A 19,896-nucleotide genomic window follows, 5' to 3' on the forward strand; every position below is an offset into this window, starting at 1 on the left:
GGGGGCGGACGCGGCGGGCGGCGGGGCCGGCAAGGCGGCCGGCCGGCGCCGAGTTCAAGGATTGCCCCGCCTGCCCGATCATGGTGCCGCTACCCGCGGGCGCCTTCACGATGGGCAGCAACAACAGCGATCCGAGCGAGAAGCCGGCCCATCCGGTCGCGATCGGCGCGCCCTTTGCGATCGGCAAGCACGAGGTCAGCCTGCAGCAATGGAACGCCTGCGTGAACGCCGGCGGCTGCCAGAAAACCACCCTGCCCGCCAGCCTGCCGCCGGATGCGCCGGTGCGCGACGTCAGCTGGGATGATGCCCAGCAGTACGTGAAGTGGCTGAGCGCCAGCACCGGCAAGGCCTACCGCCTGCCCACCGAGGCCGAGTGGGAATATGCGGCGCGCGGCGGCACCGCCACCCGCTACTGGTGGGGCGAACAGATGGCGACCGGCAAAGCCAACTGCAAGGACTGCGGCCAGCCCTGGTCCAACGACGCGCCGGCCAAGACCGGCAGCTTCACCGCCAATCCCTACGGCCTGCACGACACCAGCGGCAGCGTGTGGGAATGGGTCAGCGATTGCTGGCACAACAACTTCAAGGATGCGCCCGCGGACGGCCGCAGCTGGGACCAGGCGAATTGCAGGGTCAGGGTGATCCGCGGAGGTTCCTGGCGCGAAGGCGCGCCCTACATGGTGTCGTCCACGCGCTTCCGCTACGACGCGAGCGTGCGCCATACCCAGAACGGTTTCAGGGTGGCGCGCAGCATGAAGTAAGGAGCAGGCGAGCCGCCAGGGCCTGTGTGGATGAACACGGATGCGGCGAGGTAATTGTCGGCGCATGGTAGGGTGGACGGCTTTGCCGTCCACGCGGTGATCGGTACAGGCTCCGCTTTCGTACCGGATGATCTCGCCGCAAACGATCGCCGCGTGGACGTTTGTAGTTTAGGCCACTGGCCTGAACTACCCCGTCCACCCTACGGGTTGCGTCAACAATTACCCGGACAAACCCTAGCGCCGCGGCCGGGTGCTGATCTGCATGAACTCGACCGCGATGCGTCCGGCGCCCGCGCGGGCGCGGATCTGCTCCAGGCGCCTGGCGGCATCGGCCAGATAAACGGCGCCCGGCTCCGATACCGGGCGGGGCGCCGCGAACAGCGGCTCCGGGGTCGTCACCAGCACCACCAGTTCGGTCCCGAAGGGCGCGCCGATGCCCCACTCACCCAGGCTGCCGATGGTCGCCGTGTAATTGGGCGGAGCCCGGCTGTCGCGCGCACGCGGATTTGGCAGCAGGTGGGTGACGTTGCCCTGCAGCGAATAGTAATCTAGGGTAATGAAGGATTCGGCGGACGTCGTGGTAACGTCGATCATCAGCGAGTCGCCCTCGACCAGTTCGGCCCTGGCGCCGGGCGCGGCGCCGGCCAGGCGCAAGGCGGCGCCGCCGCCGGCCCGGCGGTAGGCGCTCCAGTACGGGGCGAAGGCCGAGAGCACCGGACACTTGTCGGTATCGACCTGCTGCACGTCCAGGTCGACACTGGCCACGCCCGGCATCGCCAGCAGGGCCGACCGGGCGCCCCGTTCGCCCACCCCCTTCGACAGGAAACCGCGCAAGCTCACCACATCGCCGTTGGCGCTGGCCACCAGCGCCGAGCAGGGGATGCGGCCGACGGCGGCCGCCAGCTCGTCCGCCGTGGGTGGCGACGGCGCCGGCGGCGCCTCGGGCACGTCCGGCGCGGCGGCGATCGCGGGCGCCTGGGTGGCCGCTTCCGGTGTCCCGGCCTGCTGCTGCGCCTGCGGCGGCCGGTCCAGGTAATACCAGCCGGCCGCAGCCAGGCCGGCCAGCGCCAGCGCCCCCGCGCCGCACGCCGCCAGCAGCCCGGGCCGCGAGGCCAGGCTCCGGGTCCCGAAACCGGCCAGGAAGCGCGCCACCGTCGGCGTACGCGCCTCCCGCTCCAAGGCCAGTCCACACTTCAAGGCATGCCACTGCGCGCGCCCCAGTTTCGGCGGACGCTTCGGCTTCATGCCCGCGCCGCGCGCCTGCAGGGCCGACACCCGGTCGTAGGGATGGTGCCCGGTCAGCAGCTCGTAGGTGATGCAGGCCAGCGCATAGATGTCGTCACGCGGGTCGGGGTCGCGGTGCTCCAGCATTTCCGGGCTGGCATAGGCGGGCGTCAGCGCGCCCAGGCTGCCGGGATCGAAGACAGTGACGTCGGCGTCTTCCTCGGTCTTCTGGAACACCCGGGCGATGCCGAAGTCGATGACCTTGACCACGCCCGCATCCGTGACGATCACGTTGCCGGGCTTGAAGTCGCAATGGACGAAGCCCCGTCCGTGCGCGTATGCAAGCGCATTCCCCATGCCCGTCACGATGGGCAGCACCTGCGCATAGGGCATGCCGGTAAAGCCCTGGACGCGCAGCATCTGGCTTAGCGCCTTACCCTGCAGGAATTCCATGGTCAGGTAGACCATCGGCCCGTCGCGGTCGAAATCGTAGACCTGCACGATGTTCGGGTGGGCCAGCGCCTGGGCCTTGCGGGCCTCGCGCTGGAGCGCGATCAGGGACTTCGGATGGCCGCGGAACTGGACATTCAGCACCTTGATGGCGATATAGGGCTTGCGGTCGGAAGCCTCGAGCTTGCGCAGGTCGAGCGCCTTGTACACGGTGCCCATGCCGCCGAACCCGACACACTCTTCCAGCACGAAACGCCCGTTGAGCGTTTCGCCGACCCCTTTCATGCGTTCGGGCTCGCCCTCCTCCGGGTCGCCGGGCGGAAGCGGAGGCAATGGGGAAGGATCGCGCACCGTATGCGCGCCAGGCTTGGTCTGGACAAAGGTGTCGTCGCCGCCGTTGCGCTGGCGCGCCGCGATCAGCCGTTCGATGCGGTGCTGCACCTCGGCATAGACCTCGGACGGCAGCGACTTGCGGGCGTGTTCGACGCTCAGTACTTCGAGCAGGTGGCCGGCGCTGTCGGTGGTGCTGGCCAGTACGCGATCGAGCTGGGCAAAAAACTCCGGACGCTGCAGGGCGCCGCTCTGCAACTGATGTATCGCTTGAGCGAAATTATCCATGATGTGATCGCGTCGATTCCGAGCGCCCAGGTTTGAGACTAGCACGAAATGCCAGATGATCAAGCCTCGCGGACGAAACCGAAACGCACTATGGCGCGGGTGTTGGGGCCCGCCGAACAGGCGCACCCGAGGTGTTGGATTCACCCATTCACCGGCCGCACCCTGAGCTCGCCGTCCTGCCCGTCGATGGCCAGCCTACTCAGGCCGAAAATCCTTTGTATTCAATGACCTATCCCTTGCCACGCCAAACCGGGATGGACCTGGCACGCATTCTGCTCAATGTCCATCGAGCGCCAAACGAAATGCTCACCAACCCAAGCACTTAACCTCAGGAGAAACCAGCATGAAAACCTTGACCATCACCGACCTGGCCCGCACCGAACAACTCGAGCGCAGCGCCATGAGCGCCGTGCGCGGCGGCTGGAAGTTCGCTTCGCCGTCTTACATGTTCGGCGACATCCGCTACACCCCCAGCTCGGATTCCTCGATCAATGCGACCCAGAACCTGGGCCAGTTCCAGGAAGTCATGACCGCGACCGCCAACGGCTCGGCCTTCGTCGAGGGGGTGCACGTGAACAGCAACGTGTCCCAGAACGGTGAAAACAAGATCGTCCGCCGCTGATTCTCCACCCACCACACCATCCATCCATACCATCTTAGGAGCACGACCATGAAAACCCTGACCATCACCGACCTGGCCCGCACCGAACAACTCGACCGCACTGCGATGAGCGCCGTGCGCGGCGGCTGGAGCATGTACTCGCCCTCGTACAAGCTGGGCAACCTGAGCTACGCACCGACCCACGATTCCTCGATCAATGCGGTCCAGGACCTGATGCAGGAACAAAGCGTCCTGACCGCCACGGCGAACGAATCGGCCTTCGTCAAGGGCGTGCACGTGAATAGCCACGTGGACCAGAACGGCCAGAACAAGATCGTCGGCTAATGACGCATCCCCAGCAAACTGACTATACTTTCTAGGAGAATCGCCATGACCAAACTGACCATCGCCGACCTGGCCCGCACCGAACAACTCGACCGCAGCGCCATGAGCGCCGTGCGTGGCGGCTGGAGCATGTACTCGCCCAGCTACAAGATGGGCGACCTGAGCTACGCGCCGCGCCACGATTCGTCGATCAACGCGCTGCAGAACCTGGACCAGCAGCAAAGCGTGCTGACCGCCACCGCCAACGAATCCGCCTTCATCGGCCGCGGCGTGAGCGTCGACAGCCACGTGTCGCAAGACGGCCAGAACAAGATCGTCGGCTAAACACGCAGCTTCGCGGACAGCCGCCGGGTTGTCCGCGAAGCGCCCCGCCCATTCAAGGAGAACAGCATGTCATCCATCGCGATCCGGGACCTGGCCCGCAGCGCCACCCTCGACCACCACGGCATGTCGTCCGTACGCGGCGGCAGCGGCTTCGGCGCCTTCGGCAAGGACGTCAACGTCAATGTCAACGTGAACCAGCAGATCGGGCAGTTCCAGCAGATCGGCATCAATGTCCTGAATAACAACGGCGTGATCGGCGCCGGCTTCACCGGCCCGGATATCGATGTGGCCGCCGCCCTGTGGGCGGACAACAAGGCGGTGTTCTGAGTCAAGTGCGCCGCCGCCCCGTACTCCCTCCCAGCAATGGGATGGAGTCCGTTTACGACACGATTTAGCGACCGCATCCAAGGAGGCCATATGGCTATCATCGTCATCAAGGATCTACCCGAAAGCAGCGAACTCGATCGCCAGGCCATGCTGGCGATCGCCGGGGGCTCGCGCATGCGCGCGGGCGGCTACCAGCGCCCGGCGGCGCGGCGTATCAGGCTCTACGACCTGTCTTCCGAGCGGGCCGGCAAGCCTGCGGCGACAAGGCCGCCACGCTAAGCGCATCCGCCCCTGAGAACCGTCCAGCCAAGCTGGACGGTTTTTTTTTGCACTGTGAGTTCGAACGGGAAATCCGGGCTGCCGGCAAGTGTCGTGCCGCACCAGACATGTTCGGACCGGATGTTGGGACCGGGCGAACAGCGCGACGAATCCGGCGCCATCGCAAACTGCCGTGGGCGAGCCGCACTAGCAAAATAAGTCCTGCAAATTCAAGGGCTTACAAAATCGCCGGCGTTGATCACGGCACCTGGCACGCATTCTGCTCAATGTCTATCGAGCGCCAAACGAAATGCTCACCAACCCAAGCACTTAACCTCAGGAGAAACCAGCATGAAAACCTTGACCATCACCGACCTGGCCCGCACCGAACAACTCGAGCGCAGCGCCATGAGCGCCGTGCGCGGCGGCTGGAAGTTCGCTTCGCCGTCTTACATGTTCGGCGACATCCGCTACACCCCCAGCTCGGATTCCTCGATCAATGCGACCCAGAACCTGGGCCAGTTCCAGGAAGTCATGACCGCGACCGCCAACGGCTCGGCCTTCGTCGAGGGGGTGCACGTGAACAGCAACGTGTCCCAGAACGGTGAAAACAAGATCGTCCGCCGCTGATTCTCCACCCACCACACCATCCATCCATACCATCTTAGGAGCACGACCATGAAAACCCTGACCATCACCGACCTGGCCCGCACCGAACAACTCGACCGCACTGCGATGAGCGCCGTGCGCGGCGGCTGGAGCATGTACTCGCCCTCGTACAAGCTGGGCAACCTGAGCTACGCACCGACCCACGATTCCTCGATCAATGCGGTCCAGGACCTGATGCAGGAACAAAGCGTCCTGACCGCCACGGCGAACGAATCGGCCTTCGTCAAGGGCGTGCACGTGAACAGCCACGTGGACCAGAACGGCCAGAACAAGATCGTCGGCTAAGCATCGCGGCCGCGCGGCCTCGACAGGCCGCGCATCCTAACTCATTTCAAGGAGCAAGATCATGTCATCCATTCGCATCCACGACCTGGCGCACAGCGCCGCCCTCGACGACCAGGCCATGTCCACCGTCCGCGGTGGCTTCGGCGGCTTCGGCGGCTTCGGCAAGGACGTCAATGTCAACGTCAACGTGAACCAGGACATCGCCCAGTTCCAGCAGATCGGCGTCAACGTCCTGAACAACAACGGCGTGATCGGCGCCGGTTTCAAGGGACCGAATATCGACCTGGACGCCAAGCTCTGGGCCCGCAACGAAGCAGTGTTCTAAACAAACGTATCCCACCCAATCCATCTGAGGAGAAACATCATGAAAGCCCTGATCATCCGCGACCTGTCCCGCACCGAACGCCTCGACCGTCCGACCATGAGCGCCGTGCGCGGCGGCTGGAAACTCGGTTCGCCCTCGTATTCGTTCGGCGACCTGCACTTCGGCGGCACCCACGACTCGTCGATCAACGCGACCCAGAACCTGGACCAGATGCAGGAGGTTCTGACCGCCACGGCCAACGAGTCCGCCTTCGTCAAGGGCGTGCACGTCAACAGCCACGTGGCGCAGGACGGCGAGAACAAGATCGTCCGGCGCTGAAGCCGAAGGCCGTCCGCGCAGCAAAAAGCACGGACGACTGCCGAAACTTGTCCTACACTGGGGAGACCGGCCTCCGGTCTCCCACTTCACGCAGGAGATGCACCATGGCTCGCATTACCATCAAGGACCTTCCCGGCAGCACCGAGCTGGACCGCAAGGCAATGTCGGCCATCCGCGGCGCGGGCGCTCCCTGGGTGTTCGGCTGGATCAGGCCCTTCGTCGGCGGTTCGCCCGCCCAGGCGCCTGTCATCAACTTCTACCAGATCAACAATTTCGCCGACCAGATGATCAACCAGTACCAGACGGTGTCGGTGAACAATTCCGGCGCGGGCGCCACGCTCAATGTCGTCGTGGATGAAAGCAGCGTGAACAACGGGCTGCGCTAGCACGGGAGGAAAGGGCGCCGGCGATACGATGAGCTGCGATAGCGAGTTCCACTGGACCAGCGCCGCCTGCACCGATGTCGGCCCGGTCCGCAGCCGCAACGAGGACGCCTGGCTCGCCCTGCCCCAGCGCGGGCTGTGGGCGGTGGCGGACGGGATGGGCGGCCACGCCTTCGGCGACCTGGCCAGCCGCGCCGTGGTCGATGCCCTCGCCGCCCTCCCGCCCCCGGCAAGCATGGCGGAATTCATCGCTTCCGCCCGCGAACGTCTCATCCAGGTCAACGCCACCCTGCGCGTAGACGCCGCCGCGCGCCACGTGCCGGTGATGGGCAGCACCGTGGTCGCCCTGCTCGCCTGCGGCCGAGAAGCCGCCTGCCTGTGGGCGGGCGACAGCCGCATCTACCTGTACCGCCAGGGCCGCCTGCAGCAGCTCACCCGCGACCATAGCCAGGCCGAAGAACTCAGGGCGCGCGGCGCCGAGGCGGCGGCCGCGGCGGCCAGTCCCAACATGATCACGCGCGCGGTCGGTGCGGCCGACATGATCGAGTTCGACGTCGTGCCCTGTGCGCCACGCGACGGCGACGTATTCCTGCTGTGCAGTGACGGCCTCAGCAATCCGGTGGACGAGGCGGCGATGAGCAGGGTACTGGCGGGCGGCGACTGCGCCCAGGCGGCCCCGGAGCTGATCGCCCTGGCCCTGGCCAATGGCGGGCGCGACAACGTCACCGCCGTGGTGGCGCGGGCCGAGGACTTGGCGGCCGACAGGACCATGCTCAATCCCGCCCTCTAGCCGGTCCTGCTCCGCCACTCCGCTCAACGCTCCTTGCGGAAGTCCTTCGAATGCAGGCCGTGCTTCTTGAGCAGGATCTGCAGGTGCGAGCGGTTCATGTCCCAGCGCCGCGCCAGCTCGGCCACCGTGCCCCCGACCTCCTGCAGGCCGCGCTCCAGGCAATCGCGCTCCGCCTCGTCGCTGGCGGCCCGCTTGGCGTCGGCCAGCGACACCCCATTGCCTGGCGCGGCAGGCGCCGCCGGCGTGCCCGGCGTGCGCACCGTGCTGGGGCGGATGTCTTCCGGCAGGTGGGCCAGGTCGGCCGTGTCGCCCGCCAGGCAGGACAGGCGGTACAGGATATTGCGCAGCTCGCGGATGTTGCCTGGATAGGCATAACGGAGCAGGAAGCTGCGCAGGCGCGGCGTCAAGGCTACCGGACGGCGCTTGAGGGCCTCCGCCGCCTCGTCGCCATAGTAGGCGATCAGGAGCGGGATCTCGTCCTTGCGTTCGCGCAGCGGCGGCAGGGTCACGTGGATCACGCTGAGCCTGTAGAACAGGTCTTCGCGGAAAGTTCCCTCCCCGATCAGGCGGCGCAGGTTCTTGTTGGTGGCCGCCACGATGCGCGCGTCCACGGCGATGGTCTCGTCCGAACCGACCCGCTGGATCTCGTGCGACTGCAGCACGCGCAGCAGCTTGACCTGGCCCGGCAGCGGCAGCTCGCCGATCTCGTCGAGGAAGATGGTGCCCTTGTGGGCGCTCTCGAACTTGCCCTTGCGGTCATTGGCGGCGCCGGTGAAGGCCCCTTTCTTGTGGCCGAACAGCTCGGATTCGAGCAGGCTGTCGGGGATCGCCCCGCAGTTCACCGAGATATACGGCTTGTCGGCGCGCGCCCCGTTGGCATGGATCACCTTGGCCATCAGCTCCTTGCCGGTGCCGCTCTCGCCGTCGACCAGCACCGGCAGGTCGGTGGGCGCCGCTTTCTCGGCGATCTCGAGCGCGTCGAGCAGCCTGGGATTGTCGCCGAAGGTGCCCTCGAAGACGAAGCTGCGCGCCAGCAGCGCCTGGCGCCGCTCGCCCGTCGACAGCGCCGGCGCGGCGTCAGCCGCCCCCGCTCCGACGGCCTGGACGAAGCGCTCCTTGTGCGACAGCTGCATCACTTCGTCGCGCAGGGTGTTGGCCTGGCGCAGCAGCTTTTCGATGTCGGGGCGTTCGATCCGGGTGGCCCAGCGCAGGGTCGAGCGCATGATCTCGATCTTCTCGAGCAGGGCCGCATACGACATCGCGGAGCCGCGCTCGCCGCCGGGATTGAAGAGCTTCATGCCGCACCCAGCTGCTTTTGCACCAGCTCGTAGTACATGCCGCGCCGCGCCAGCAGCTCCTCGTGGCGGCCCTGCTCCACCACCTTGCCTTCGTAGAGCACGACGATCTTGTCCGCGCGCATGATGGTGCTGAGCCGGTGGGCGATGATGACGGCCGTGCGGCCGGCCAGGATGGCCTCCATGTTCGCCATGATATTGCTCTCGGACTGGGTATCGAGGGCCGAGGTGGCCTCGTCGAAGACCAGCAGCCGCGGATCGTGATACAGGGCGCGCGCGATGCACAGGCGCTGCACCTGTCCGCCGGACAGGCCGACCCCGCGCTCGCCGACCACTTGCTCGTAGCCGAGCGGCATCTTGGCGATGAAGGCATGGGCGTCGGCCATCTTGGCCACTTCCTCGATGCGGCGCCGGTCCGGGCTGTCGTCGCCGCTGGCGATGTTCTCGGCAATGGTGCCGGAGAACAGCAGGTTGCTCTGCATGACGTAGCCCACCTGGGCCCGGTAGTAGTCCTTGTCGATCACGGCCATGTCATAGCCGTCGACCACGATCCTGCCTTCGCTGGGCGGATAGAAACCAACCAGCAGCTTGGCCAGGGTGGTCTTGCCCGAGCCGCTGCGCCCGACAATCGCCACCAGCTCGCCCGGCTTGATGTCGATGCTGATGTCCTCCAGCACATAGGGCGCGTCGTCGGACCCGTAGCGGAAATACAGCCGGTCGAGCTTGAGCTCGCCCTGCAGGTCGGGGAGCACCACGCGGGATGCCAGGTCGGCCGGCTTCTGTTCGGGTTCGATATCGAGCACGTCGCCCAGGCGCTCCATGGCGACGGTGGCGTCGGCCATGCGGCTCCACAGGCCGACCAGTCCCATCAGGGGTCCCAGCACGCTGCCCATCAGGGCATTGAAGGCCATCAGCTGGCCGATGGTCAGCTCGCGGCTCAGCACCAGGCTGGCGCCGACCCACAGGATCACGATGGTGGTGGCGGAATTGAGCAGCTGGCTGAGCAGGCCGACCAGGATGTTGAAGGATTGCGAGCGGTATTGCATCTCCAGCGCCTTGACGTACTTCTTCTCCCACTTGAGGCGCACCGGCCGCTCGCTGCCCATGCCCTTGATAGTCTCGATGCCGCCCAAGGCCTCCATCAGGAAGGACTGGGCGTCGGTGGAGGCGGCGAAGACCTCGCGCGCGTAGTCCTTGATCTTCGGCGTCACGACCACGGTCAGGGCAATGATCGGGATCACGAAGGCGATCAGCAGCAGGGTCAGCTTCACGTTGTAGAAGAACAGGATCGTGAAGTAGATGAAGACCATCAGCAGGTTGAGCAGGGTCGTGACGGTGGACTCGGTGAGGAAGGCGCGGATGGTCTGGTTTTCGGCGAAGCGCGCCAGGATGTCGCCCGTCTTGCGCTTGGCAAAGAAGGAAAACGGCAGCGACATGGTGTGCTTGAAGAACTGCGCCATCATCGAAAAATCGAGGTTGCGCACCATGTAGTTGGACAGGTAGGCGCGCACCGTCGTCATGATCTGGCTGAAGGCCGTGGCGATGACCAGGCCCATGATCAGGAGGTGGAGCAGCCCGACGTTCTGGTGCACCAGCACCCCGTCCAGGATGTTCTGGATGATGATCGGCGGAACGATGCCGAGCATCTGGATCACGAAGGTCGCCAGGAACAGCTGCAGGAGAATCTTGCGGAAGGGCTGCAGGTAGCCGACGAAGCGTAGCCAGGGCGAGCGCGCCGCCTCCATCCGCACCAGCTGCTGCCCTGGTGTAAACACCAGGCAGGTGCCGCTCCAGCCGCGCTCGAACTCCTCGACGCTCATCTTGCGGAAGCCCACGGCCGGGTCGGCCACCCAGACCTGCTGGGCCGACACGCCATAGACCACGACGTAGTGATAGCCCTCCCAGTGCACGATGAAAGGCAGCTCGAAGCCGAGCAGCGCGTCATAGGTGCATTGCACGCCGCGCGTGCCGAAGCCCAGGGCTTCGCCGGCCCGCGCCAGGCTGTCCAGGGTTGCGCCCTGCGCGGTGACGTTGGCCAGCTCGCGCAGCTTGCCGAGGGTCATGTTGATGCCGTAGTGGCGGCACAGCATGGCCAGGCAGGCCGCGCCGCAGTCCATTTCCTCGGCCTGCTCGACCCAGGCGAAACGCTTGAGGACCTTCTCGCCCGACTTCGGCTGGGAGGCCAGGTCCAGCACCACCGGCCGCTTGCGGCGCTCGGCCAGCTTCTTCTGGCGCTGCAGCTCGCGCTCGAAGAAGCGCACCCGCTCCTCGACCACCTCGCGGAACTTGGCATTGCGTTCGAGGATGAAATGGGCCGACTTCTCCGGAATCACGAGCACGGTCGCCTCGGCCGCGGCCAGCACCGAGGCCGGCTGTTCCTGGCGCATCAGGCAGGCTTTCTCGCCGAAGATCTCGCCCGGACCGAGGGTTGCCAGCACGTACTCGTCGGTCCCGTCCTGGACCACGACCCGCACCTGTCCCTGGCGCACCACATACAGGCGGCGCTCGTCGCGCGCGCCCTGCTTGAGGATTTCCTTGCCCGCGGCCACGCGCTTGACGCCGACGCTATGCACGAACTCCTCCAGCTCGGGCTTGCTCACCTTGCCGCGCAGGTCGAACAGGCGCGCCACCAGGCCGCCGGCCGAGCTGATCGCCACCACCTTGTTGATGAAATCGAGGGCGCCCGGATTGCGCGCGACCACCGGCTCGATCGCGCTGCGCGGGATGAACCACAGTTCCGTCTTGAGCGCGGCGCGCGCCGACACTTCGTGGCGGTAGGGGCGCAGCATGGCGATCTCGGCGAACACTTCGCCGCTCTTGCGTACGCCCATGCTGATTTCCTTGCCGTGCTCCTCGCTGAACACGCGCACCGAGCCCGACTTGATGATGTACAAGCCATCTGCCGGATCGCCGGCCTGGCAGATGGTGTCGCCGAAGGCGTAGGCCCGCGTCTCGATGGCCGCCGCGAGCTGCTCCAGCTCGTCCGGCGTGAAGACGGACAGGATCTCGACGGTCGACAGGAATTCGGTGGACGAGTGGCCTTGCTGCGCGATGGATTCCATGTCTGTGCCTGCCTGGCTTCGCCGTCAACTCGCTGCCAACTCGCCGTCAAATGCCGTCAACTTCGGTGCGTCCGCCGATCCGGCCCGGCCGGATCCGGCTCAGCGCGCTGGACAGGCTTCGATAATGTGCTCCTGCGCCCTGGCCGCCAGCCATTCCTCGCGCAGCAGGCGGCGCACCTCGACCTTGGTGTCCTCGTCCAGGGCTGCCGGGTGCTTGGCGTTGACCACGAAGATCTCGTACAGCGTCTTGTCCTCGGAGGGGAAAGGCCCCAGCAGTTCGCCGGGCGCCGCATTGAACACGCGGGCCTCGATGTGGGCCGGCAGCGCGCCACGCAAGACCTTGCCGATCACGCCGCCATTCTCGCGCGCGTCGCCCACCGAGTATTCGCGGACCATCTCGGCGAAGCTGTCGGGATCTTCTTCCAGCACCGACATCATTTCCTTCGCCTTGCCTTCGGAATCGAGCACGATGTGGCTGACTTCGACGCTGTCGAAGCGCGGCGAGTTCAGCTTGAAGTAGCCCTCGACGGCCTTGTCGCTGCACACCTGGGCCATCATTCTTTCGTGATAGAGCCCCTCGACAATGAAATCCTCGAACTCGTCGAGGCTCACGCCGAGGGCGTCGAGGTAGTTGTTCATGTCGGCCGCGCGGTGCAACCCCTGGATGCGCCGGAACTGGTCGGCACGCTCCTGGATGTCTTCCGGCGCCAGCGGCAGCCCTTGCCGCTTCGCGGCGCGCACGGTGAGTTTCTCGCGCACCAGCTGTTCGACGAGCCCTTCGAACTGGCCGGTAAGCTTCAAGGTCCTGATGAAGTAATCGGTATCGATGACTTCGTCGTCGATGCGCACTATGCCTGCCATGACTTCTCCTCGCGCTGCTTGCGCCTATGCCGTCCATTTCGGACAGACAGGAGCGATCGCCAAACGTGCCGCCGGGCGCGAAGCCACCCGGCAAGGAGCGATCGGCGCCGCCACCTTTCAGTTTTAGCAGCTCGGTCGGCGAAATACAATGCCGGCGCTGCCGATGGGTTGGATTTGGATGTGCGATGCGGCGGGCGCGCTCGCAGCCGCCCGCCGCGCCGGCCCTAGACCACCTTGACGCCGATGTCGCCCTTGAAGATCGCCATATTGAGTTGAAAATCGTCGACCACGCCGCCGGGGCGGCCGTCGATCAGGACGGCGATGGCGCGTCCGCCGTTGACCAGTTTCATTGCCTCGCGCGAGAGGGTTTCGGTGAGCGCCTGTTCGATGGCGAGGTCGGTGATGACGAGGGTTTTCATGATGAAGCTCCTTGATGTGCCTGCGTTGGATGGATGAGCGCCGGGGTGACGCCCGTATCTGACGATGCATGGAACGTGCCATCACAAGCAGATCGTCTGGTCGCAGATGCTGCCCCGACGGGCGCATATAGGAGGAGCCTCGGCTTCCTTGGCGAAGGCCGGAGGGCGTGGCGGATGGTCGCGGAAGCAGTGTTGGGCGCGCGCCGACACAAGGACGCCAGGTGTTTTTTCGGCGCCAACGCTTTGTCTCCCCTTTCGGCTTCCCTTCCCTCTGGCGCGGCCCGCCGGGAGGACCTGGCACGGCTCCTGCTGTAGGGAGGGTGTGGGCGAATCGACGCCCCGCACTTTCCGAAACCAGCCACTGAAGGGGAACATCATGAACATCCACAAGCACATGGAAGCCATCTTCGTCGTCACGCTCGCCGTCCTGGGCGCCGGAAGCTTCGCACTCGACAGCGTACCGGAGGCCAAGGCCACCCTGCCGGAAGCCAAGGCGAAGCCCGCCGTACCGGTGGAGCACAACATCGCGACGGGGGCCACCATGGCCGTGGTGGTCGTGCGTGCGCCCCGCCTGCCGCGCCAGGATTGAATGGCATCGGGCGGCCGCCCCGGCGCGGCCGCCGCAGCTTGCCGGATGTCCCCAGACTGCTCTCAGTAATCCCAGATCACCGGCACATACCGGAAGGCATCACCCTCCGCCGCCACCCGCCCCACGGACGGAAACGGCAGGTGCGAGGCAACGAGCAGCCCGCCGTTCGCCGCGAGGTTCTCGAAAAGGCGAACCCGCACCCGCACCGAATCCTCGGGGTCGTGCTCGAATCCGTTATGCCAGTCCGGATGGTCGAACCCGACCGGGAACATCGCATCGCCCGCGAAGCTCAGCCGCTCGCCGCCCGAGCTCAGGTCGACCACGCTGTGCCCCGGTGTATGGCCGCCGGTGAGCCGTACGCGCCCCCCTGGCGCCACCTCGTGGCTCTCCTTGAAGACGCGCAGCTTGTCGCGGTATTCGTCCATGAAGCGGTTCGCCGTCGAGCGCAGCACGTCCGGCACCGGCTTCGGCATGCCGGTGCGCGAGAAGTCGGGTGTCGACCGGAACGCGACCTCGGCCTCGGCCACATGGCGCGAGGGGAAGCGGCCGGCGCGCGGAAAGCCCGGGAACTGCCCGCCCCAGGCCGGCATCGACCAGGATGGTCTGGCCGCCGCTGCGCACGACCAGGACGTTCAACGGCCAGTCGAACTTGTCGGACGGCAGGAACATGTCGTCCAGCCAGCTGGCCAGGTGGGCCGGCGCGGCATTCGTGGCTATCGTCGCGGCCGGCAGCGGCAATACCCCATCGCTGACCACCAGCACACCGATATCGCCGACCTGCAGGGCGTAACGGGATGGAACCAGTTCTTCGCGCGCCTGGCTGGCCGGGCGCGCGGTGTCGTCTCCGGCAAACATCATGAAATCTCCCAGGGAAAGACCGCCCGCCAGCTCAGGCAAGGCCGCCTGGCGGGCATGGATCGCAGCGCAAGCCGCAAGCGCTCATCGTAGAGAGGGTGGTAAACGGGCGCTAGTCCCGCGAACGGGCCCACAGTGTTGCCTGTTCTGCAGCAACAAGGCCAAATGGGAGAGGCAAGCACGGTCGCAGGCCCCGGGGAGAATTCCGGCTCCAGGCCATGCGGATAGTAAAATGGGCGATGACAACCACCACCCTGCCCTTCCGCGCCACCGTCGACGAAGCCTGCGCCTGGCTGGCGAAGCAAGTTCCCTCGCCCTGGACCCTGGCGCGCCTGCTCGAACACGGGCTGACGCCCTATGTCTGGCTCGACTACGACCCGGCCTGTCCCGAGCTGTTCGGCGACGCCAACGGCGGCTATGCCGCGCCCATCTTCTTCGAAGACGACATCGCGCGCCTGGCCGCCGGGAGCGAGGACGTCCTCATCACGATGACCAAGGACGCCCACAAGCTGTTCGCGCGCCTACCCGAGCCCGGATTCCGGCGCCGGCTCGACGAGCTGCGCTTCCAGAAGAAGGACCTGGAGCGCCTGGCGGCCAGGCTCAGGCATGACCGGGAGGCGGCCGCCTCGCCCGCATCGCCTGAGGGGACGGCGCGCGAATCGCAGTACGGCATCGCCAAGCCCGAAGTGCTCGAAGCCTTCGAGCGCATCGTCAGGCTGGACCTGGACAGGGCGCTGGACGAGGCCATCGGCATCTTCGGCGACGACGGCGCGCGCGTCAAAGCCAGCGCCAGGAAATCGAAACGCAACGCGGTGTGGAACCCGGTCACGCTGGCGCTCGGCCTGCACGACGTCTACCGTGCGCCCCTCGGCCCCTTGAAACGCGCCTTCCAGACCCACGACTTCCTGCAGGCCTGGCAAGGCGATTGGGAACAGTCGCTACGGCTGCTCGGGAAGTGAGCGCGCGAGCAGGCGGCGCAGCTGCGCCGCCTGGTAGGCGCCGAAGCTGTCGCTGAACAGGCAGCGGATCAGGGGATCGTCGACCACGTCGGCGTCCAGCAGCGCGCGCTCGATCCCGGCGTCGAACACCGTGTCGTTGATCCGCATGTACATCGAGGTCAGGGACTCGCCGAGTTCCAGCGCAGCGTACAGCTTCGCCGCAGGGATCTCGGTGGTCCAGGCCAGCGCACCGGCCTGCGCCTCCACTGGTGTTGCCCGCCCGGGTTCCAGCAGGTAGTGGAAGCGGCTGACTTCGCCGGCGCCGCCGTAGACCGAGAGCTGCCACAGGCGCGGGTGGTCGAAGTAGTCCGAGGACGCCTCCACCTCGCCGTATTTCTCCACCAGCCCCGTGCGGCAGTAACGCATCACCACCGCCTCTTGCGCGGCGCTCAGCGGGGCGAAATGCCGTGCGATCTCCGCGCTCGAAGGCGGCGCCGCATTGCCCTCGTAGACGTAATCGAGGTCTTGCTCGCCGACCGGCAGCACCCAGTCCAGCGGCGCCGCCGGGTGCAGTCCGTCCGCGTCCAGGCGCACCGACACCGATGGATTCATGCGCACCACCCGCGCCCGCGGCAGGGCCGCGCCCACTTCCCTGGCGAATTGCGCATAGGTGATCGGGAAAAAGGCACGGTTGTACCAGGACCACGGCTCCTGCTGGAACTGGCAGGAGCTCGGCACCACGACACGCGGCGCCAGCGCCTTGAGCTGCCGGATCCACTCCTCGGGCAGCACGGGCGGCGCCGCGGCGGCCCGCGAGGGAGCCAGCACCTCGATCTCGCGCATGGTCTGGAAAGGCCACAGCACCATGTCCCATGGCCCCTGCTCCACCAGCTGGGCCAGGGTGTCCTCGTCGATCCAGGAATCGACCACGTTCAGCAGGTTCAGCCCGGCGGCCTGGACCTGGAACATCGAGTCGACGTCGGCATCCATCGCTTCGCGCGGCGTCACCTTGAAAGGGCCGATCGCGACCGGGACGTTCAGGCTGAGCGCATGCACCTGGGTGAAACCCAGCGCGCGGATCATCGCGAACAGTTCCTCGAAGATGCAGTAGACATAGAGTGGCGTAGCGCGGTCGAGAAGATCCAGGCTCTCGAGCGAACAATGGTCGTCGTGGAAATGCGAGATGAACACCGCGTCGAAGCGCTGGCGCCGGATTCGTTCGGCGTCGAAGCGCACATCGGGAAAAGCGTGGCAGTTGCGGCTGAACGGATTTTCGAAAATCGTGTCGAAGGCGATGCGCGCGCCCTCGCATTCCAGCACATAACCCGCGTGCAGGATGCGCGAGACCGTCAGTCCTGGCTTGTCCATGTGTTCTCCATCAAAAAACCCGCCGAAGCGGGTTTGCACCAGCTTATTTCGCCCCGCGGCTCGCGGCCAGGGCCGCCCGCACCGCATGCAGCTTCTTGTAGCTGTCGAGCAGACGGTGATGCCGGTCGAGACCTTCGAGCTTCATGCTGGTCGGGCTCAAGCCATGGAAGCGCACGCTGCCGTCCACCGCGCCCAGCGCCGCGTCCATGCGCTCGTTGCCAAACATGCGGCGGAAGTTCTGCACGTAGTCGTCCAGTTCCAGCCCGTCGCCGAGCACCACTTCCAGCACCACATTCACGGCTTGATAGAACAGCCTGCGTTCGACGGTGTTGTCGTTGTATTGCAGGAAGGCGCCCACCAGTTCGTGGGCCTCTTCGAGCTGCTGCAAGGCGAGGTGGATCAGGAGTTTCAGCTCGAGAACGGTAAGCTGGCCCCATTCCGTATTCTCGTCGAACTCGATACCGATCAGGGTGGCGATGTCCGAGTACTCGTCCAGCTCGTTGTTCTCCAGGCGGTCGAGCAGCGCGGCCAGGCTGGCGTCGTCCAGGCGGTGCAGGTTCAGGATATCCTCGCGGAACAGGAGCGCCTTGTTGGTGTTGTCCCAGATGAGGTCTTCGACCGGGTAGATCTCGGAGTAGCCCGGCACCAGGATGCGGCAAGCCACCGCGCCCAGGTGGCCGTGTTCGGCGATATACACTTCCTTGCCCATGTCTGCGAGGATGGCGAGCAGGGTCGCGGCCTCGTCGGCATTCGAGTTGTGGCCTTCGCCGGAGAAATCCCATTCCACGAAGTCGTAGTCCGCCTTGGCGCTGAAGAAGCGCCACGACACCACGCCGCTGGAATCGATGAAGTGCTCGACGAAGTTATTCGGCTCCGTCACGGCGTGGCTGGCAAAGGTCGGCTGCGGCAGATCGTTCAAACCCTCGAAGCTGCGGCCCTGCAGCAGTTCGGTGAGGCTGCGTTCCAGCGCCACCTCGAAGCTCGGGTGCGCGCCGAAGGAGGCGAACACGCCGCCGGTGCGCGGGTTCATCAGGGTCACGCACATCACCGGATAGACGCCGCCCAGGGAGGCATCCTTGACCAATACCGGGAAGCCCTGCTCTTCCAGGCCCTGGATGCCGGCCACGATGCCCGGGTACTTCGCCAGCACGTCCTTCGGCACGTCGGGCAATGCGAGCTCGCCCTCGATGATCTCGCGCTTCACCGCGCGCTCGAAGATCTCGGACAGGCATTGCACCTGCGCTTCGGCCAGCGTGTTACCGGCGCTCATGCCGTTGCTGGCGTAGAGGTTCTCGATCAGGTTGGACGGGAAATATACCGTTTCGCCGTCCGACTGGCGCACGTAGGGCAGCGACACGATGCCGCGCTGCGCGTTGCCCGAATTGGTGTCGATCAGGTGCGAGCCGCGTAGTTCGCCGTCGGGATCGTAGATGTCCAGGCAGTACTCGTCGAGGATCTCGGACGGCAGCGCATCGTCCGGACCGGGCTGGAACCAGCGCTCGTCCGGGAAATGCACGAAATCGGCCTTGGCGATGTCCTCGCCCCAGAACGCACCGGCATAGAAGTGATTGCAGTTCAGACGCTCGATGTACTCGCCCAGGGCCGAGGCCAGGGCGCTTTCCTTGGTCGCGCCCTTGCCGTTGGTGAAGCACATCGGCGAGTGCGCGTCGCGGATATGCAGCGACCACACGTTCGGCACGATATTGCGCCACGACGCGATCTCGATCTTGATCCCCCACGACGCCAGCATGCCCGACATGTTGGCGATGGTTTGCTCCAGCGGGAGATCCTTGCCCGGGATATAGGTGGCTGCGCCGGCCTCGGGCTGCAGGGTCAGCAGGGCCTGGGCGTCGGCATCGAGGTTCTCGACCTCTTCGATCACGAATTCCGGGCCCGCCTGCACCACCTTCTTCACAGTGCAGCGCTCGATCGAACGCAGGATGCCCTGGCGGTCCTTCTCCGAGATATCCGGCGGCAGCTCGACCTGGATCTTGAAGATCTGCTGGTAGCGGTTCTCGGGGTCGACGATATTGTTCTGCGAGAGGCGGATGTTCTCGGTCGGGATATCGCGCGTGTTGCAGTACAACTTCACGAAATAGGCCGCGCACAGGGCCGACGACGCCAGGAAGTAATCGAAGGGACCCGGGGCCGAACCGTCGCCCTTGTAGCGGATCGGCTGGTCGGCGATCACGGTGAAGTCGTCGAACTTGGCTTCGAGACGCAGCTTGTCGAGGAAGTTGACCTTAATTTCCATGAGGGAATTCCAAAGTGGTGTACAAAAATAAGTATTTCAAAATATGAAGCCCTGTAAAGACAGGGCTTCATGGGTCCATCATCGAGATAAGATGTGTCCCGTAGCGAAATTCACGCACTCGAGTACCTGCCGCTTCTCGAGGATTCCGCTGGTATTGGGCTGTCATGCCGAGGGTGAGCTGCCCGCCTCTGCTTCCGCGGGCGCGGCCCTGTCGCCGCGCGCGGCAAGCAGTTGCGCAAGCACGCACCCCAGCATTTTACACGCTCGCGTCACGCGACTGCCAAAGCTTTGGCTGGCGACCCGGCGGACAACAGTCGCCGTCGTCGGCACCAGGCAACAGCGCGACGCTGTGCCTCCCGACCGAACTCCCCGGCGTGGCCGGACTGGGCGCTGTCCCGTGGCGAATCCGAGCGATCGCCCGCTCGGGCACGCTGTTGAATTTCCAGTTCCACTGCGGTTTTTCTCGATGCAATTTGCAACTCGGAATAGCGGACGCTATTTTCCACTATCACTGATCCGGCAAAACTCGCCTACGCTTGCGCATGCGGAAAGATAATATTAACTTAATTCAACAACT

At 65.6% G+C, this 19,896-nt stretch carries 21 protein-coding genes and 1 pseudogene; 14 read left to right on the plus strand and 8 right to left on the minus strand.

All coding sequences use genetic code 11. The features are described 5' to 3' along the window. Nucleotides 1-761: formylglycine-generating enzyme family protein (locus KBW98_RS18705; RefSeq protein ID WP_211521679.1), on the plus strand; the 761-nt coding region annotated here is incomplete at its 5' end. A gap of 234 nt (nucleotides 762-995) precedes the next feature. Here KBW98_RS18705 and KBW98_RS18710 read toward each other — a convergent pair. Next, a complete protein-coding gene (locus KBW98_RS18710) occupies nucleotides 996-3,053 on the minus strand; it encodes a serine/threonine protein kinase (RefSeq protein ID WP_211521680.1) in 2,058 nt (685 codons plus the stop codon). A 343-nt stretch (nucleotides 3,054-3,396) separates the two neighbouring features. On the opposite strand from KBW98_RS18710, the gene KBW98_RS18715 reads away from it, so the two are divergent. The 11 genes from KBW98_RS18715 to KBW98_RS18765 all read left to right on the plus strand — a co-directional run bounded on the left by KBW98_RS18715 (nucleotide 3,397) and on the right by KBW98_RS18765 (nucleotide 7,678). Further along, a complete protein-coding gene (locus KBW98_RS18715; RefSeq protein WP_211521681.1) occupies nucleotides 3,397-3,675 on the plus strand; it encodes a hypothetical protein in 279 nt (92 codons plus the stop codon). A 48-nt stretch (nucleotides 3,676-3,723) separates the two neighbouring features. Next, nucleotides 3,724-3,999: a hypothetical protein gene (locus KBW98_RS18720; RefSeq protein WP_211521682.1), complete on the plus strand. Its 276-nt coding sequence runs from the start codon at nucleotides 3,724-3,726 to the stop codon at nucleotides 3,997-3,999. A 45-nt stretch (nucleotides 4,000-4,044) separates the two neighbouring features. After that, nucleotides 4,045-4,323 (plus strand): hypothetical protein, encoded by a 279-nt coding sequence (locus KBW98_RS18725; protein ID WP_211521683.1) that lies wholly within the window; start codon nucleotides 4,045-4,047, stop codon nucleotides 4,321-4,323. 66 nt (nucleotides 4,324-4,389) lie between these two features. Further along, nucleotides 4,390-4,650, plus strand: coding sequence for a hypothetical protein (locus KBW98_RS18730; RefSeq protein WP_211521684.1), 261 nt, complete (start codon nucleotides 4,390-4,392; stop codon nucleotides 4,648-4,650). A gap of 90 nt (nucleotides 4,651-4,740) precedes the next feature. Beyond that, nucleotides 4,741-4,929 (plus strand): hypothetical protein, encoded by a 189-nt coding sequence (locus KBW98_RS18735; protein WP_211521705.1) that lies wholly within the window; start codon nucleotides 4,741-4,743, stop codon nucleotides 4,927-4,929. 330 nt (nucleotides 4,930-5,259) lie between these two features. Then, a complete protein-coding gene (locus tag KBW98_RS18740) occupies nucleotides 5,260-5,538 on the plus strand; it encodes a hypothetical protein (RefSeq protein ID WP_211521681.1) in 279 nt (92 codons plus the stop codon). A 48-nt stretch (nucleotides 5,539-5,586) separates the two neighbouring features. Next, nucleotides 5,587-5,862, plus strand: a complete 276-nt coding sequence (locus KBW98_RS18745) for a hypothetical protein (protein ID WP_211521682.1) — start codon at nucleotides 5,587-5,589, stop codon at nucleotides 5,860-5,862. 61 nt (nucleotides 5,863-5,923) lie between these two features. Beyond that, nucleotides 5,924-6,187, plus strand: a complete 264-nt coding sequence (locus KBW98_RS18750; RefSeq protein ID WP_211521685.1) for a hypothetical protein — start codon at nucleotides 5,924-5,926, stop codon at nucleotides 6,185-6,187. A gap of 39 nt (nucleotides 6,188-6,226) precedes the next feature. Further along, nucleotides 6,227-6,505: a hypothetical protein gene (locus KBW98_RS18755; RefSeq protein ID WP_211521686.1), complete on the plus strand. Its 279-nt coding sequence runs from the start codon at nucleotides 6,227-6,229 to the stop codon at nucleotides 6,503-6,505. Nucleotides 6,506-6,609: 104 nt separating this feature from the next. Next, a complete protein-coding gene (locus KBW98_RS18760; RefSeq protein WP_211521687.1) occupies nucleotides 6,610-6,891 on the plus strand; it encodes a hypothetical protein in 282 nt (93 codons plus the stop codon). 28 nt (nucleotides 6,892-6,919) lie between these two features. Then, entirely contained in the window at nucleotides 6,920-7,678 is a 759-nt protein-coding gene (locus KBW98_RS18765; protein WP_211521688.1) for a PP2C family serine/threonine-protein phosphatase, read from the plus strand. Between the two features lie 23 nt (nucleotides 7,679-7,701). Here KBW98_RS18765 and KBW98_RS18770 read toward each other — a convergent pair whose 3' ends face one another. The 4 genes from KBW98_RS18770 to KBW98_RS18785 form a co-directional block, all read right to left on the minus strand. Beyond that, nucleotides 7,702-8,976: a sigma-54-dependent Fis family transcriptional regulator gene (locus KBW98_RS18770; protein ID WP_211521689.1), complete on the minus strand. Its 1,275-nt coding sequence runs from the start codon at nucleotides 8,974-8,976 to the stop codon at nucleotides 7,702-7,704. After that, nucleotides 8,973-12,035, minus strand: a complete 3,063-nt coding sequence (locus KBW98_RS18775) for a peptidase domain-containing ABC transporter (protein ID WP_211521690.1) — start codon at nucleotides 12,033-12,035, stop codon at nucleotides 8,973-8,975. The genes KBW98_RS18770 and KBW98_RS18775 overlap by 4 nt, the downstream gene beginning before the upstream one ends. A gap of 99 nt (nucleotides 12,036-12,134) precedes the next feature. Continuing rightward, complete coding sequence (locus tag KBW98_RS18780) at nucleotides 12,135-12,896, minus strand: peptidylprolyl isomerase (RefSeq protein WP_211521691.1); 762 nt, start codon at nucleotides 12,894-12,896, stop codon at nucleotides 12,135-12,137. Nucleotides 12,897-13,120: 224 nt separating this feature from the next. Beyond that, nucleotides 13,121-13,315 (minus strand): hypothetical protein, encoded by a 195-nt coding sequence (locus tag KBW98_RS18785; protein ID WP_229429287.1) that lies wholly within the window; start codon nucleotides 13,313-13,315, stop codon nucleotides 13,121-13,123. Between the two features lie 376 nt (nucleotides 13,316-13,691). Between KBW98_RS18785 and KBW98_RS18790 the strand changes: the two genes are divergently transcribed. After that, nucleotides 13,692-13,904 carry a hypothetical protein gene (locus KBW98_RS18790; protein ID WP_211521692.1) on the plus strand — a complete coding sequence of 71 codons (213 nt, stop codon included), beginning with the start codon at nucleotides 13,692-13,694 and terminating at the stop codon, nucleotides 13,902-13,904. A gap of 62 nt (nucleotides 13,905-13,966) precedes the next feature. Here KBW98_RS18790 and KBW98_RS18795 read toward each other — a convergent pair. Further along, nucleotides 13,967-14,759, minus strand: a pseudogene (locus KBW98_RS18795) (MBL fold metallo-hydrolase). A 239-nt stretch (nucleotides 14,760-14,998) separates the two neighbouring features. Between KBW98_RS18795 and KBW98_RS18800 the strand changes: the two are divergent. Next, nucleotides 14,999-15,718, plus strand: coding sequence for a hypothetical protein (locus tag KBW98_RS18800; RefSeq protein ID WP_211521693.1), 720 nt, complete (start codon nucleotides 14,999-15,001; stop codon nucleotides 15,716-15,718). Here the strand turns inward: KBW98_RS18800 and KBW98_RS18805 are convergent. Then, entirely contained in the window at nucleotides 15,698-17,065 is a 1,368-nt protein-coding gene (locus tag KBW98_RS18805; protein WP_211521694.1) for an MBL fold metallo-hydrolase, read from the minus strand. The genes KBW98_RS18800 and KBW98_RS18805 overlap by 21 nt on opposite strands. A 43-nt stretch (nucleotides 17,066-17,108) precedes the next feature. Next, complete coding sequence (locus KBW98_RS18810; protein WP_211521695.1) at nucleotides 17,109-19,319, minus strand: OsmC domain/YcaO domain-containing protein; 2,211 nt, start codon at nucleotides 19,317-19,319, stop codon at nucleotides 17,109-17,111. Between the last annotated feature and the right edge of the window lie 577 nt (nucleotides 19,320-19,896).

Source organism: Massilia sp. ST3, from assembly GCF_018119405.1.
Classification (GTDB): Bacteria; Pseudomonadota; Gammaproteobacteria; order Burkholderiales; family Burkholderiaceae_D; genus Telluria.